The following is a 15,878-nucleotide window of genomic DNA, read 5'->3' on the forward strand; positions in this document are numbered from 1 at the left end:
AATTTAATAAAACCTTACATAAGGTAACTATTGTCTATAGTTCATAACATTACGCCACGTACAAAAAAGCCGATAAGGTATTATCGGCTTTAAGGATTTACATTTTTTGTTGAAATTATTTTAAACTAGCGACCGAGCGCAGCAACATAGCTTGTGCCGTGTTTAAATGTGATTCCATTGCAGATATTACGCCAGACGTATTATGGGTTAATAAGTTAGTTAATATCGCGATATGCTCATCTAAAATCACTTTGCAACGCTTGGTAAAATCACTATCGTCCCATTGATAATGGTAATGACAAATCAGTGAAACAATATCAAAAAATTGCGTATAAAAGCGATTATCAGATGCTTTTTGAATAATATGATGAAACTGTCGATCTAACTCTTTTAATTCATATTGGCGATTAGGTAAATCACCTAACACCGCAACATGGCGATCTAATAACGATGATAGTTCCGCCCAAATAGCATCTTCTGACGGCGTTGCTAATAATTTAGTTACTGCATTCATTTCGAGTACACGTCGAAATTCAACGAGCTCTATGGCAAATTTTTCATCAAACTTCACCATTTGCCACTTGGCTCTTGGCTTTTTCTCAATTAAACCAAATCGAGAAAACTTAATTAAAAATTCACGAACGGTAATAGTATTACACCCAGACGATTTGGCTAGTTCAAGTTCTGAGAACTTATCACCGGGTAATAATTTACCTTGATTGATTAAATTTAAAAAATAACGCTCAATCAATTCCTCTTTAGTCGCCACACTATTGCTCATATCAAAAAAGTCAGATTGTTGTGCGCTGCGCAACACTGTTTTTTGAGAGCCGATAATGCTAATAATGCCTTTTTGTTCCAATTCCAAAAGCGCTGTGCGAATAGTAGTTCTGCTAACATCCAGTTGTTTAGCTAACGTATTATCTTTTAATAAGACAGGTGATGCAGGATCAAAGTCTGTCAGGGTATTTAAAATACCGTTAACAGTTTCTTGGATCAGATAACTCTGTTCGTTCACACAAAAATTCCTGATTAAAATAAGTACAGGAATTATACCTTAGCGTGTCGATTATTAATACTGACCCTCAGTCGCATCGCCCGCCATACAAGCGTTCAACTGGCCTACCAGAATCAAATGTAAAAAAAATGTTACAAGAAAAATGCACGCAAAACCCTATTATCACAAATGTACAATAATCTTCGTGCGTGTAATTTTACAATAATAAACAATACTAACCAGTTAATATTGTTTATTAATTAAACGCATTTATATTCAATTAGGTATTAAACAAATATTCTTTTACGTTTTTTATTTATACTGGACACGTTTGTTTTTTATTCGTATTTGCTCATTTGCCACAATTCAATTAATTTTCGCCAAAAATAGATCTTAAAAATATTTTTATAAAAAAGAGAAATAAATAGTAGAGTCGTTGCAGGGCGCAGTATGAAAATTATTCAACTTGTCAAAATTAACTGAGATTTTATTGATCAAACATAGATAAAATTATTCTGCAATCTGTTAATTTATCGGCCGAAATTAGTTAATACAAACATATGTACTAAGCTGTAGGAAGGATCCCTTGTACTATGAAAAACAAACGTTCGCGATATTGCTCTTTTATCGTGTTATCTAAGAATGAAGTTAGGATTGACACAATTCAATGATAAGCCCCCTAGTTAAAAAGGTCGTACTATTAACGGTAACGGTAATGTGTTTCGCATTTGTTGTGATCATGCTTTTTGGCAATTCTGAAAAAAGGCTTATCGCTAAACAACAAAAAGTGATCACTGAACGCGTGTATCAGGTAAAAAAAGAGCAAATTGCCGATATTGTAAACTCTGTGCAAATTACGCTTGAAACGGCAATTCAAAGCAGCTATTTACTCTACGAAAACCTGTTAAACACCCGATTAATTCAACTTAACCAAAAACTTGCAAAGCTACCAGAACAGCAATGGTGTGGAACACTTGCCTCATATTTGGTACATGAAAAAATTGAATTTAAGCTAAATAATGCTCAAGGAGTAGCGTGTTTAACTAGCGGATTTGATTCATCAGAAACAACTATTCAGCCTTTTAAGGCGATTACCGCCAGCAAACAATTAAACGACGATCTTGTTTTAACCATTAAATACCAACAAAAAACCGTTATTGCTTTTGTAAAAACGCGTGTCGCCCACCTGATTAGAAATTTACGGTTTGAAAACTCTGATATTTATGTCTGGGTTAACGAAGTTATTAACTTTGACGGTGGTGATAATTACGCCAAGCGTATTGTTCACCCTAACCTGCCAGAAACTGAAGGCCAATTTTTATCAACCAATACCCAAGACATTAAAGGCAACCTACCTTACTTAGAAGAGTTAAATGGCATTAAAGCGCACGGCAATATTTACTTTTCATATTATTTTAAGAAAAAAACCACCAATATCATCAAAAAGAAACTCGCCTATGCCCAACTGTACCAACCTTTTAATTGGATAATAGCAACCGGCATTTACACTGACGATATCGACGCTTTTGTTAACCATGAAATTCAAATTATTGCAGATGAACACACGCAACAAAACTATATTTTGATTGTCATCACTATGCTTCTTTCCTGCCTATTAATATTTCTACTGTTTAAGTTTGAACAACGCGCGATCAGCTTTAAAGAAAAGCAGCTCAATTTAGAGCATAAAGAACTTGAGCTAAAAAACTATAAGCAAGTGTTGTCGTCAATGTTAGAGCTGGTTGAGCGCCGCGACAGTTACACTGCTGGCCACACTAAACGTGTGGCACGATATGCAAGCATGATCGCTAAAAAAATGGGCTTTTCTAAAGAAGATATCGCGATATTGTATGAAGCGGCAATAATGCACGACATAGGTAAAATTTCGACACCCGATACGATTTTGCTAAAACCAGGTAAATTAACAAAACAAGAATATAAAATTATTCAAAATCACTTAGAAAGTGGTTACGCCATGTTGTCGTCAATTGAAGCGCTAAAACCACATGCTGAAATAATGCGAAATCACCATGAAAGGTACGACGGCAAGGGCTATCCAAGAGGCTTAAAAGGCGATGAAATGTCGATAATGTCGCATATATTGATCCTCGTTGATGCCTTCGATGCCATGACCTCAAAGCGCATTTATCGCAATAATAAAACTAAAGAAGATGCCCTAGCAGAAATCTCGAGTCTCAGTGGCAGTCAGTTTTGTCCAGAAGTGGTAAAAGTGGCCATCCCACTATTAAGTCGAATTAAAAAAGTCGCCCATGAGCATGACTATCTTTCAAATGAATACGAGCAAGCAAGGCTCGCCTACTATTACAAAGACTCACTAACCGGTTTATTTAACTACCGATATTTTGAACACATTTTAAGTTTCAATCATGAATTGTACGGCTTGCAGTATAAATGCTGTTATTTAGTGAGTTTGGTGAATTTTCATCAATTAAACAAACAACAAGGTTGGCTAGCAGGCGACAAAGAATTAGCCAGCATAGGTGCTACGCTTACCCGTTATTTTCCAGATGCGATTATATTTCGTGTTTTTGGTGATGATTTTTTAGTACTTAGCGAAAAGCATATTGACGTTGAGAAAAGCGAATTAACTCAGCTATTGGAGTTAGACGACAAAATTATCGATATCGCGCTATATCACTTTAATATTGACCAGTTTAAGATGAATAACTTTGAAGAGCTTGGCCATATAATGGACAAGCTCATTGACGAGTCTAAAAATCAAAACGCTGACGCAGAGCTGATAAAAAGCTAATATCACAGCCAATAGGCAGCAAAACACCAGCTAGGCACTCTTTATTCAACCGTCAGGTTTTGTAGCCATACTTTTTTTCTCATACGCATGGTAAACATGACCGCTTTACATATTTCTTCTGAATAAGCCGTTACCACAACCCAATAAAGCGGTAAATTAAAGTAGAACGCGGCTAAAAACGTTAAGGGTATGCTGATAACCCACATGCCAATAGAATCTATCACTAAACAGTACTTATTATCGCCACCGGTACGTAAAATCCCCATCGACATGGTCATGTTATAAACTTTAATGCAGGTACCAAATACGATTAAAAAGAAAATCTCGGCGGCTAAATCCAACGTAGTATTGGCCATGGTTTGAAATGGCTGAAATATCGCCCCTTCAAATGAATAAATAACCAGCGCTAAACAAAACGTTACTATTGGCGCACCAATGCAAAAAATACTGCCGGTTTGCCAAGCATTACAAAAATCGCTGCGCCCTAAACGCTGACCTACTAAAATCGAACACGCAGATGAAAAACCAATAAAAAAGGCAATAAGCACACCTTCAATTGGCGTTAACATACTCATTACGGCAAGTTCTGTAGTACCAAGCTGACCATAGATTAACTGGTAAACAAAAGTGCCTAGCGACCATACGCCAAAACTTATCATCATTGGCCAAATAAGCTTAACAAATTTACGCCAAACTACCGTATTGCTAAGCACTTCAAAACTGCTGCTATCAGGAAATACTGGATGAACTATTTTCTTTAAACACCACAGTAAAATCACTAAATGAAACAGGCGGCCAATCGTTGTAGCCCAAGCAGCACCTTCAACGCCCATGGCGTCAATGCCTAACCCGCCATTAATTAACCAATAATTTAAAACAATATTCAGCGTAATAGCTAAAATGCTAAATACCATAGGCAATTTTACTTGCCCAGTACCGCGTAAAGCGTTTTCGAAAATAACAATCACCGCAACAAAAAACAAACTTGGAAAGGTGATCCACAAATAGTGCTGCCCTGTAGCAATAACTTCGGTGTCTGAACTTGCCAGCGTTAAAATATCTGCCGCGTAAATGCAATTAAAAATAACAATAGGTAAAACCACCGAAGTGGCAAAAACTATCGCCATCGTAACGATACTTTTAATTCTATTAACTTGACCCGCGCCATAATATTGCGCAGAAAGCACACCAACACCCGAGGCAATTCCAGTGATAATAATTAAAAATACAAAGAAAATACGGTTACTTATACCTACCGACGCTACAGCACCATCGCCTAAGTGCGACACCATAATAATGTCGGTCATACCTAACAAGGTTACCAATATATTTTGTAGTGAAATTGGCCAAGCGAGCTTGCCAGCTTGCTTAACAAAATTTAGGTTTAATAAGGTCATTTAAGTAAAAATACGCGTAAAAAAATAAAGGCGTATTCTATTCGAGTTTTTCAATAACAACGATAGCTGCTAATATCATCTATTATGTTTAAAACTATCATTAAGGTTTTATTGTGTGGCAAGATGTATTAAATATTAGCCAAGATTGTGAAGAATATTTTCTTAACTTTGAAGAAATGCCCGGTAATGCTGAATCACTTATTGCTTGTGCCGGAATTTCAACATTACGTACGGAATATCAAATAGGTAAAACCGGCATTGGTGAAGTATTTCAAAGCCACAATAATAACCGCACTCACGTACATTATTTGTTAGCAACCCACTCTGGCGGCGGTAAAATACGACTCGAAGATGGCGAACATATTATTCGCGCCGGAAGCCTTGTTGTTTTACCTGTAGGCACACCCTTCCTGTATGAACTATTAGATGAACATTGGAGCATGTGTTGGTTTTTATTGCACGACTGCCGACAATTTCAATACATGCATAGGCTCCCCGCATCGGTATTTTCCTCAGATAATGCACAACCGATATACAAAACCATGTCGCTACTGCAAGACATTAACCATTTAACGGGTCAACACCAAACACAAATAGTGGCAGGCATTATTGATGTACTGCTATTTCAAATTGAGCAAGCAACCAATAAAAATGCGAATTTAAGCCCGCAACAATCTAAATTTAAAGCCTTGGTACAAAGCGTTAAAAAGCAATTGCATTTTCCGTGGACCGTTGCCCTGCTCGCGCAAAAAATGCACATATCCGAACCGCAGTTTTATCGACTGTGTAAACAAGAAACGGGGCTTTCACCGTTAAAACTTATCACCCAATTTCGCCTAGAATACGCTTGCAACCTATTACGGTTTACCAATTATAATTTAGAGCAAATCGCATCAAGCATTGGGTATGCTGACAGCCTAAGTTTTGCCCATCGATTCAAAGCATTTTATGGCTTAAGCCCCGGAAAATGGCGTTCATTAGAGAAATTAGATAAAACCTAGTGCCGGTTAAGATGAAACCCTAAGTCATTGTTATTTAATTACTTACCCAACCAAAATTAAGTTACGCGTTACTTGAAATACTGGGTTTATGCTGTTTTTGCAGAAAAAGATATCGACGCAACCATAAAACCATTAACCCAATCAACTCATGTGCTGTTGTTGTCGTTTTAACGCACGGTTTTTAGTGGTAGTTTCGCTGTGCTGAGCCGCATAAAGGTTAAGACTGTTGAACAAGCTTTTTAGCTTAGCGGCGTTGTAGTCAAGCTCGAGCTTTTCAATCACTATGTTATGTTTTTCTGGCCATAAGGCTTCAACAGATTGTGACAGAAGTTCGAATAATTTTTTCAAACTAATTTTATGAATTTGCCCGGTTTTGTTAAATATCCACTCGCTTATTGCCATAAAGTCATCGAACGGTTCATCAGATAAAATATGCACTAAAGCATGCTTAAATCGCCCTGAATTCCCTATCATATCCCAATAGCGTGCAAAGCGATTAATCCGCTGCATGGTGGCAAAGCTTACTCGGTCGGTACTTAAAATATTAAATGGCGGCAGTGGATTAAAACGCAGATCAAAAGCTTCGGTGTGTCTTATTATTGGGCTGCCTTTTAAACGCTTTAATATGCCCATTTGAATTTCATGAGGGCGACAATGATAAAGCTGATTAAAACTCTCTTTAAAGGTGTCAAACGTTTCCCCCGGTAAACCAAAAATAAGATCGGCATGAATATGCGCCGAGGTATGCTCTCTTAACCATAAGAGATTTTCTTTTGATTTGGCATTGTTTTGCTTACGACTAATATTGGCTTGAACCTCAGTATTGAAGGTTTGTATGCCTATTTCAAACTGTAAACTGCCCTCTGGAAACTGCGTTAACAAGGCTTTAAGTTTTCTCGGCAAGTGATCTGGTACCACTTCAAAATGCAGATACAGATCATCGGTCATTTTGTCTAAGAAAAACTGCATTATTTGCATGGTGGTATTAATGTTTAAATTAAAAGTTCTGTCGATAAATTTAAAGTTTCTAGCGCCCCGTTGATAAAGAATATCCATTTGCTCAAGAAAACCCGTTAATTCAAATGGCAAAGACGATTTGTCTAAAGAGGATAAACAAAATTCACACTTAAACGGACAACCACGGGAAGCTTCAACATATAACAGGCGATGCTTTAGATCTTCATCGGTATAATATTGATAAGGTAAGGCGATATCTTCTAATGCGACAGGTTGTGAAGTTAATACTTTTTTATCTGGCGCGGTACCATTGATGATATTTTTACACAGTTGATAAAAACTTAAATCGGCTGGCCCGGTTAATACATAATCGGCACATTGAACAATCGCTTGCTCTTGAGTTTCATAACTTACTTCAGGGCCGCCCAAGACAACCTTAATTTCAGGAGCGATCACTTTTAATAAATTAACCACATCGGTTGTTTCAACAATGTTCCAAATGTAAACGCCAAAGCCAACAATATCAGGTTTAGCATCGAGTATTTGTTCAACGATATCAATCGCACGCGTTTGAATAATAAATTCTTTTATTTCACTAAATTGCTGTAATTCTTTTAAATTTGCGTACAAATAACGCAGCCCAAAACTGGTGTGAAAAAACCTTGCGTTTAGCGTAGCCAGTACAATTTTTGGTGAGGTTTTATCTATGATATGCGTAGGCTCTGAATGCTGTTTTATCGGCGTAATGGTTTTTGAAGATGCATTAGCAGCATTACCTACAACTAATGGTATTGGCGAAGCGGCTATTTCGGGGGTGTTTTTTTGCTCGGTCATACTAAGTTTAACTTCCTGTGATCACGTACCGCTAATGCTAGAGCATCCGATTATACGGGCATTGCTTGAGTTATTCAGAAATTATTAAGAAATAGTCAGAAGTTTTTAAGCTTAAATCAAACAGATATGTAAGCTTTAAAGTGGTGATAGTGATAGTGATAGTGATAGTGATAAAAATTTGAAGCTAAAACCGCTACAGGTACAAATAACGGTTTTAGCTTATGGAATGCGTTCCAGTTAATAAGTTATACCAATTCCATTAAGTTATTTCCCACTCAGCGAGAATTAAAAGGCATAGAGACAAGGCATTGATTGAAGAGAATGGTTATTCCCTTGTCAAAATCAATAACGATGTATATAAGCCTTTTAAACTCGCCCTTAGGAGCTTGTCATAAAAGCAATAACTGCACAAATTTGTTAGATATAGAATCACTATACCTGCACAAATTTTATTTATTATAGCTTCTCTGACATAGCTCTGAGGTGGGAATAAATTTAATGGAATTGGTATTATTGTAAGCAACACTTTTTATATTTTTTACCGCTGCCACACGGGCAAGGATCATTACGACCGGCGCTAGGCAAGGAACTCACCGGTACGCTGTTTTCTATAATCGTATTCTCATCGTACAAAATATTTTCAAATAATCCGCCTTTGCCAGTTAATGCATCAAAGTCGTCAATATTTTCATTTTCAAAACTATCAATACCTTCGAAATTTTCTTCAGCCTCGTCTGCGGCAATCCAAGTCTTTAAACTATCAACTAGATTAAAGTTTGTTTCGATTAAGCCAGACTCAATAAATCGAGAACCGTTCACCCTATCCCATGCTTGTACTTCACTTTGGGCAAAACGCTCTTCATCAAATACATTTTTATCGTCGACATCATTACTGCATAAACTAATAAATTGGCTTTTAAATTCATCAAGTTGATAAGCAATACAATTATCAGCTAATACACTGATTAAAAAGCTGTTGTTCGCACTTGGCATTGCTAAAAAGACAGTTAACCAACGAGTAACGTGCTGAACTAATTCATTTCTTTCAAGGCTACCCGCTTCATACTGTGCAAATATTGCTTCCATAGCAGAACCTTTGCAATACATGGCTTGATGCCCATCAACAATGAAGTTAGACAAGGCTTGAGTATTATTATCCGCCAAATTATAAAACACAGTCGGTATTTGCTCGGTAAGTGCATCACCAAATATGGTATCTAAAGGCGTTAAGGGAGAATCGTTGCGCGAAAAGAACTGCAAACACTTTGCTAGCGCAGGCGTATATTTTAATTCTGCCAACAATAAGGTACCAAAAAATGCAATCGCCTCTTGTTCATGAGTTAACGAGGTATCGTCTACAATAAATTGATCCATCAAACTTTCTAACGCCGGATAAAACTCAGACCAATTAAGCTTCGCCGCCTCGATGCCTTCGATGGTTAATTCGTTGTCGCTGGTATTACTTATTGCCAATAAAATTTGTTCTACGTTCATGTAAACTTCCGCGGTAAATTATCAAATTGAGCGCCTATGCACCGTATTGTATATTAACACTTATTAAATAAATGAAGTATGTGTTAATTATGCCAAAGCCCTTTCATTCTGTTAGAATAGCCGCCTTTTGATAAAGCCCCTTGAGACAAGATGTCAGAATTTAAAGCATTTTCACTTTTACCCTCAATTATTGACCGCGTTAGTCTTAAAGGCTATACCCAGCCAACGCCTATTCAACAAGCCTGTATTCCAACGCTTATCGAAGGTAATGACCTGCTTGGTATTGCGCAAACAGGTACCGGAAAAACTGCTGCCTTTTCATTACCGATCATCAATAATTTTGGTCGAAATAAAATTGCGATAAAAGCGAAAAGTACGCGCGCGCTTATACTCACGCCAACCAGAGAGCTTGCCTCGCAAATCGCGCAAAACATTGATGACTATGCACAAGGTCTAGGCCTAAAAACCAAAGTTGTTTATGGTGGTGTAGGAAGACAACCGCAAGTCGACGCGATTGCACTTGGTCTTGATATTTTAGTGGCTACCCCTGGCAGGTTATTAGATTTAATTGAAGCCGGCGATATCAACTTTAAGGCGTTAGAAGTATTTGTTTTAGACGAAGCCGATACCATGCTTGATATGGGCTTTTTCAAAGATGTGCAAAACATCATCGCTACATTGCCGAAAAAGCGCCAAACCCTGTTATTTTCAGCCACCATGCCTGCTCAAATAGAATTACTCGCCCGCGATATATTAACCGATCCTAAAAAGGTGGAAATTGCTGCCCCAAAAGTAACGATCGACTTGGTTAATCAAAGTGTTTATCAACTTGAAAAGTCGAACAAAGTGCCTTTGCTACTGAATATTTTGGGCAAAGCTGACTATGAAAAAGTGCTGATTTTTTGTAAAACAAAATATGGCGCTGACATTATAGTTAACGAACTAGAATCGGCATCTATCACTGCCGCCAGCCTTCACAGTGGCAAAACACAAGCGGTTAGAGAACAAGCACTGCAAAACTTTAAAGACGAAAATTTACGCGTATTAGTGGCAACAGATGTTGCTGCCCGAGGCATTGACGTTGATAACATTTCCTTGGTGATAAACTATAACCTTCCTGAAGATCCAAGAAATTATATTCACCGTATCGGCCGAACTGCTCGTGCCGGTAAAAGTGGCGTGGCTATTTCATTTGTCGTTGAAAATGATATTAGGCAGTTAACCATTATTGAAAATGGCATAGGACAAACCATACCTGTAGTTACCGAGCAGCCATTTCACAAAGACTTGGATAAAACGCCCAAACAAACTCAAAAAAAGAACAAAGGCAAACCGACCAATAAAGCAAAGCCGAAAAACAGAGGCAGAAGTAAAAGAAGATAAAGTCAGTTAAAGTACAAAGTTTTAAGTTTTAAGTTTTAAGTTTTAAGTTTTTAAAATCATAAAGTTAAAACGAAAAAACCGTTTAACCTTTCGATTAAACGGTTTTTTAATGTGGCGGTAGAAATGGGACGAGTATGGGCACTGGTTTTACTCAATAAAATTACCGCTGAAGTAATTATAGGAACTAAAACACTCAATATTTGGGTTGACGAAAGTGTTACAGGAATAATCAACCCTTATTTTAATCAATATACTATACAATGCTTTCTCTCATTAAATATCCAGATACTTCACCTTGTTCAATTAAATAATCCAGAATAACCAATGTATTTGACATTAGTTCAGGAGAACTGCGCACTTTACTTCTTTCTCTATACATAAACTTTCTCATGTATGCATTCAAATAATATAAAGTGTTATCATCTACATCTGATTTCGATGACTCATTTTTGATTTTTACAATTTTAGCTAGCCAGACAACCCCTTGAGACGCATATCTACCACCAATACCATTTAATAACATTGCAAATGAATACAATGTTGATGGAGCATTTGAAAGCTTGTCGGCCATTTCATTAAAGAAACGGGCATCTTTGTCTCTAAACGAGTTCCAGTTTTTTGCATCTTGCTTCCACCACGGTAGTGCAAACAAATAATTCTTTACTACTTTTTCAAAACGATAATTTAAGCGATCAGATTGAGCTAATTGAATAACCTTAGGTTTAAATAAACCCCAGATCATCCAAAAATTTTCACATGAAGCCTGACCATCTTGGCTTGAAATTATTTCCTCTAACAAATCTGCTGCCCCTTCAGATACATTAAAGTTATCTACAAACGGATTTAGAATTTCCGGAATATCAGAAGGTTGTACAGACAATATATAGATAGCAAACTTTTTGAGAAAATCATGTCTACTTTGATAATCATTGGAGTTATTTCTATCATCTCCCAGAATAGTATTCACTGATGTATTTACTAACCATTTAAAAGAATCAAGTGCCCACTTTCTAGTGTCATTAGGTAGTAAATAAATAGCCACCGATTTAGTATGTAAGTCAAGTTTGGAATAGTCAGAATTACTAAGCTCTGCAATATTGTTTGCTTCAACAAAGTTTAAAATTTCTTCATTTTCTTCAAATAACCTTTGCCATATTCCAGAAATGTCAGGACGTGCAAATTTTTCCAGTTCAAAGCACTCTTTTCTTATAGTGCCTATAAGTGCAATGTAACGAGGGAATAAAGTTAAATACCCCCAAAAAATGGCTTGAACATCATCATCAAACTTATTCCATAATTGTACTATCGCCATAACAGAAAAAGCACTAAACCTTTGAGTCCCCATCAACGCTATAGTGTCAGTTCTTATTAGCCCTGCAATGAGTATTAATTTGTAATAAGGTATATTTTCAGGGGCGATCTCGAATAGATCAGAGATGACAATAAAGCACCCATCCATCCCATCGCTTATTTGATATCGATAGTTATAATCGAAAAGCTGCTTCAGTTGGTCCTCGACTATACTTAGACAAAAATCCAAATCATCTTCACACAATTCAGAGTGATGATATTTAATCAAGGCTGCTGATGCATATATATGTGTTGCACGGTTAAAATGTATAAAGTCTTCTGAAGGTGGATTTTCTTCGTCAGTTAATTTTACAAAAAGTTCTTTTAAGTCAGATAATGCATTTGTTGGGTTTGATTCATATTGCTCGTATTGTTTAAAGTCTTCGCTTTTGTCAAGTTTGCTTCTTGACCAATTTATTAGTGGAAAAAAATTGAAATCCTGCTGCTGTTTTTCCTGATGCCTTTCAGACATATCTTTTAGATCAGGAGCCAACTCAGGTTTAAAGTTAATAGCAACTTTATCTTCAACCCTCTCTGTAGTTATTTGCATTTTTCGCCTATCCATCCTAGCTAAACTCATACGCCATAATTTTGAGTTTTCTGAATCTTTCTCTTCTTCTAATTCATCATAATACCTATCAAGCAACGCCCATATCGCTTTTTGTCTACGTTGAACTTCAGTCTCTTCAACTACACCTTTCAGTCCAAATAATTGATAATATAAACACAGGTTTTCTAGCGAATTTGTCCTATGCTCAGCATCACATGCTTTAACTCTTTCGTTGTGAAACATTCTCTCATGATGCATACCGCCAGTCATATTCTCTAGCATCTTTAATTGGCCTTTATGTTGGCTATCAAATACTAATCTTGAAGTATCACAATGAATGAAATCTTTAACTTCAAATAAAATTTTTGCAACATTAAATAGTTGATCTTTGTTTGCGAGAACAATACTGGATACAACGCCACATATTGCTGAGGAGTTAGTATTCTTCAGCATATATTTGAGCCAAGCTTCTAGGTTATCTCCCCCAAAATGCTCCGCATTTTCTAAAAAAAATTTTTCTAATGCCATCAATATTGATTTGATAAGGTTAGGTGTATTGCCTGCACCACGATATGCCCCCCACAACTGTTGATCTAAAAAAATTTTAGTCGTCTTATCGCCTATGGTTAATTCATGCTTGTCAAACTTATCCTCACCATAGTGATTAACTAAATTTAAAGTCACTTTATTTATAAAGCGCAAGATGAAGTCTACTGTTGCTCTTGGACTACAACGAAGCAACGTAAAAATTGGCGTTTGGAGTGCACTGTCAGGGTGGTAGTTAAAATCGTAATCGTCTACAACCCCAAATATATGCTCTGCCTCTTTATGCGATCTAGAATAGGGATCTAATTGATGTTCTTTGAGCCAGCAAGCATTTGCAAGCTCCAATGTTTTATCAGGGAGAGCTTGTGCTATATGCAGACCATCTAGCTCATTCAATATTACTTTTGAAAGGTTTTCATACGGAATTTTGGACTTTTCGTTTGAAGTACATACTTCATCAATTACAAAAACAAGCTCTGTTTTAATTTCACTTGATCCATAAGCAATAGTTTTAATTACCGAGTCAATAAATTTGCCTCTTCCAATATAGAAATCTTCAGATTCAAGCCATTTGTAATATTCAAGGCATAACAAACTAGCCTTACGGGTAGCTTCTCCTTGTTTTACTGAACCATTCCATTCACTTAATACAGGAATAAAAGTCTTTAAATTTTCTAAACCGATTTTTTCTTTTTTATCAAAAATAAAGTTTATAAAGGCAGGCCAGCCTGCACCTTTAGGCTTAGTAAAATATGCAATATCACTTTGCTTAAGGCCTAAAAGGTTAAGCATTGAATTATCAACTTCTTTACAAGCAATACGCAAAATAAAATTAATGCGATGAAGTAACTCTAAACTATTTTGTAGAAGCTCGAATTCAAAATTATCAAAAAAAGTTGACGAATAGTCAGACAACAAAATCGCCGTGATGATCTCATCCTTCCATATTGGCTGAATTGCACCGTCATCTATTGCATTTTCTATAAAAACTTTTATTTCTTTTTCATTTATAAATAGTTGCTCTGATATCCATAAGCGAAAGCTTCTTCTGATGGCAAGGGAATGACCTAGCGAGGTAAAAAACTCTATAGTAGACGCTCTGTTTTCAAATGAAATGCCTATAAATTTTTCTAAAGCCCACTCTTCATATATATCGTGGCTAATAAAGAATGTTGTATCTTTGTTGCCTAGAACTTCATCCTTTAATAAAGCGTCAGCCGCCTCTATATCGTTACTATCTACGGGCAAATAAAATTTTCCAAATTTAGCCCGTTGTAAGGCAAGTTCACTAAAAACCTTTTCTCTTTTAGTCTCTCCAGCCTTAATTTTCTTATTCCATAAGTGTTTTTTAAATCCCGTAGAATCCAATGTCTGTTTTGTATCACCATCATAAAATTTAAGAAATGCACTTAGGTAAAAAGGCAATTGTAGCAGGCCACGCAACCTTGTATCACTTGGCACTTTAAATGAGTAGTCTCTTGCTAGTTCATCTAGCTCTTCTTCTGTTAACTCAGACACGTAAAGTTTATTAGGTACTACACCAAGTACATCTAGACAAAGATGGTTAAGATCATCGAAGTAATGATCTCTCGTTGTGAAAATGATCCTCCAACCGAATTCTACAGCTAGGTCAATAAACTCTTTGATAGGCTCTTGATTATTTAAGTCCATCAATTTTTCAGCTGAATCAATAACTAAGACCTTTTCTTTGCAATCTCCAAAAAAGCTTAAAAAATCATTTATAGACCTACCTCTAGTAAGGTCATCTAACCGCTCTAGCTCAAATTCATTAGCCTTAAATGCAAAAATAGGCTGAGTATCACTAGAATCTTGATAGAATTTTTTGATCTCAACGGTCTTACCTACACCACCTTTACCACACACTATTGAGACTTTGGCTGAAGACTCTTTTAACGAAGCTAAAACACCCTTTCTTTCAATAGATATCTCATGTCCGTTGAATAGAATACTTTGTTTAATACTTTTTAATATAGATTGTGTATGACGTTCCTGGATACATATAAAATCAAGTAAAGAATTATCACCAATAAAAAAATATTTACTTAGAACCGCACAGTCCTGACAAACAAAAGGAGATTCGAAATAGCTGGCTGCTCGCCACTCTAGTGTTATTCCTAATTGAATCGCTTTTGTTTCAATTTCTTGTTGGGCAACGGATTTTTGCGCTTTCATGGTTGGGTTATTTTTCTGGGGAAAAGCTTGCCCCCACTCTTGATTTGTATACAAAAGCAACTTTGTAAGTTTTGGGTAGTCACGCTTGGCTTTTTCTATGGTTTCAATTAGCTCTGCTTTGTTACTTGACAAAGTAGTATCGTAAAACTTAGATTGAAAACCTAAACAATGACCGTCAAAATCAACAGGGTTAGTTTCTATAGCAGACTGATTTTTATACCTAAAGACACCGTATGGTTGGTTAGTTTCTTTACAAAATAATAAATAGCATAACCATTCGAAATGGAACTGCGGATTTTCCGAAAATTTAGCTTTGAATATATCCCAGTTTGGTTTAATCATTTAACATCCCTAGAGATTAAGAACTTTATTAAAATTGTGCATTTTCTTTGGTCCGAAAATA

The 15,878-nt window shown here is 36.4% G+C and carries 8 protein-coding genes; 3 read left to right on the plus strand and 5 right to left on the minus strand.

Annotated features, from left to right (window positions below; all coding sequences use genetic code 11):
- Positions 1 to 115 precede the first annotated feature (115 nt).
- A complete protein-coding gene (locus ACRRSQ_RS15635) occupies positions 116 to 1,018 on the minus strand; it encodes a GntR family transcriptional regulator (RefSeq protein WP_440876703.1) in 903 nt (300 codons plus the stop codon).
- A gap of 646 nt (positions 1,019 to 1,664) precedes the next feature.
- On the opposite strand from ACRRSQ_RS15635, the gene ACRRSQ_RS15640 reads away from it, so the two are divergent.
- Positions 1,665 to 3,770, plus strand: coding sequence for an HD domain-containing phosphohydrolase (locus tag ACRRSQ_RS15640; protein WP_440876704.1), 2,106 nt, complete (start codon positions 1,665 to 1,667; stop codon positions 3,768 to 3,770).
- Between the two features lie 41 nt (positions 3,771 to 3,811).
- Here ACRRSQ_RS15640 and ACRRSQ_RS15645 read toward each other — a convergent pair whose 3' ends face one another.
- A complete protein-coding gene (locus ACRRSQ_RS15645) occupies positions 3,812 to 5,167 on the minus strand; it encodes an MATE family efflux transporter (RefSeq protein ID WP_440876705.1) in 1,356 nt (451 codons plus the stop codon).
- Positions 5,168 to 5,280: 113 nt separating this feature from the next.
- Between ACRRSQ_RS15645 and ACRRSQ_RS15650 the strand changes: the two genes are divergently transcribed.
- Positions 5,281 to 6,168 (plus strand): helix-turn-helix domain-containing protein, encoded by an 888-nt coding sequence (locus ACRRSQ_RS15650; RefSeq protein ID WP_440876706.1) that lies wholly within the window; start codon positions 5,281 to 5,283, stop codon positions 6,166 to 6,168.
- Positions 6,169 to 6,309: 141 nt separating this feature from the next.
- Here the strand turns inward: ACRRSQ_RS15650 and ACRRSQ_RS15655 are convergent, their stop codons facing one another.
- Together ACRRSQ_RS15655 and ACRRSQ_RS15660 are read right to left on the minus strand one after the other, a co-directional pair.
- A complete protein-coding gene (locus tag ACRRSQ_RS15655; protein ID WP_440876707.1) occupies positions 6,310 to 7,959 on the minus strand; it encodes a DUF4080 domain-containing protein in 1,650 nt (549 codons plus the stop codon).
- 510 nt (positions 7,960 to 8,469) lie between these two features.
- Positions 8,470 to 9,453 (minus strand): DUF1186 domain-containing protein, encoded by a 984-nt coding sequence (locus ACRRSQ_RS15660; RefSeq protein ID WP_440876708.1) that lies wholly within the window; start codon positions 9,451 to 9,453, stop codon positions 8,470 to 8,472.
- A 150-nt stretch (positions 9,454 to 9,603) separates the two neighbouring features.
- On the opposite strand from ACRRSQ_RS15660, the gene ACRRSQ_RS15665 reads away from it, so the two are divergent.
- Positions 9,604 to 10,836, plus strand: coding sequence for a DEAD/DEAH box helicase (locus ACRRSQ_RS15665; protein ID WP_440876709.1), 1,233 nt, complete (start codon positions 9,604 to 9,606; stop codon positions 10,834 to 10,836).
- Between the two features lie 253 nt (positions 10,837 to 11,089).
- Here the strand turns inward: ACRRSQ_RS15665 and avs4 are convergent, their stop codons facing one another.
- The gene (gene avs4 / locus ACRRSQ_RS15670; RefSeq protein ID WP_440876710.1) at positions 11,090 to 15,817 is read right to left on the minus strand and encodes an AVAST type 4 anti-phage nuclease Avs4; all 4,728 of its coding nucleotides are present in this window, start codon (positions 15,815 to 15,817) and stop codon (positions 11,090 to 11,092) included.
- Between the last annotated feature and the right edge of the window lie 61 nt (positions 15,818 to 15,878).

Source organism: Thalassotalea sp. PLHSN55 (genome assembly GCF_052030545.1).
GTDB lineage: Bacteria > Pseudomonadota > Gammaproteobacteria > Enterobacterales > Alteromonadaceae > CANMXU01.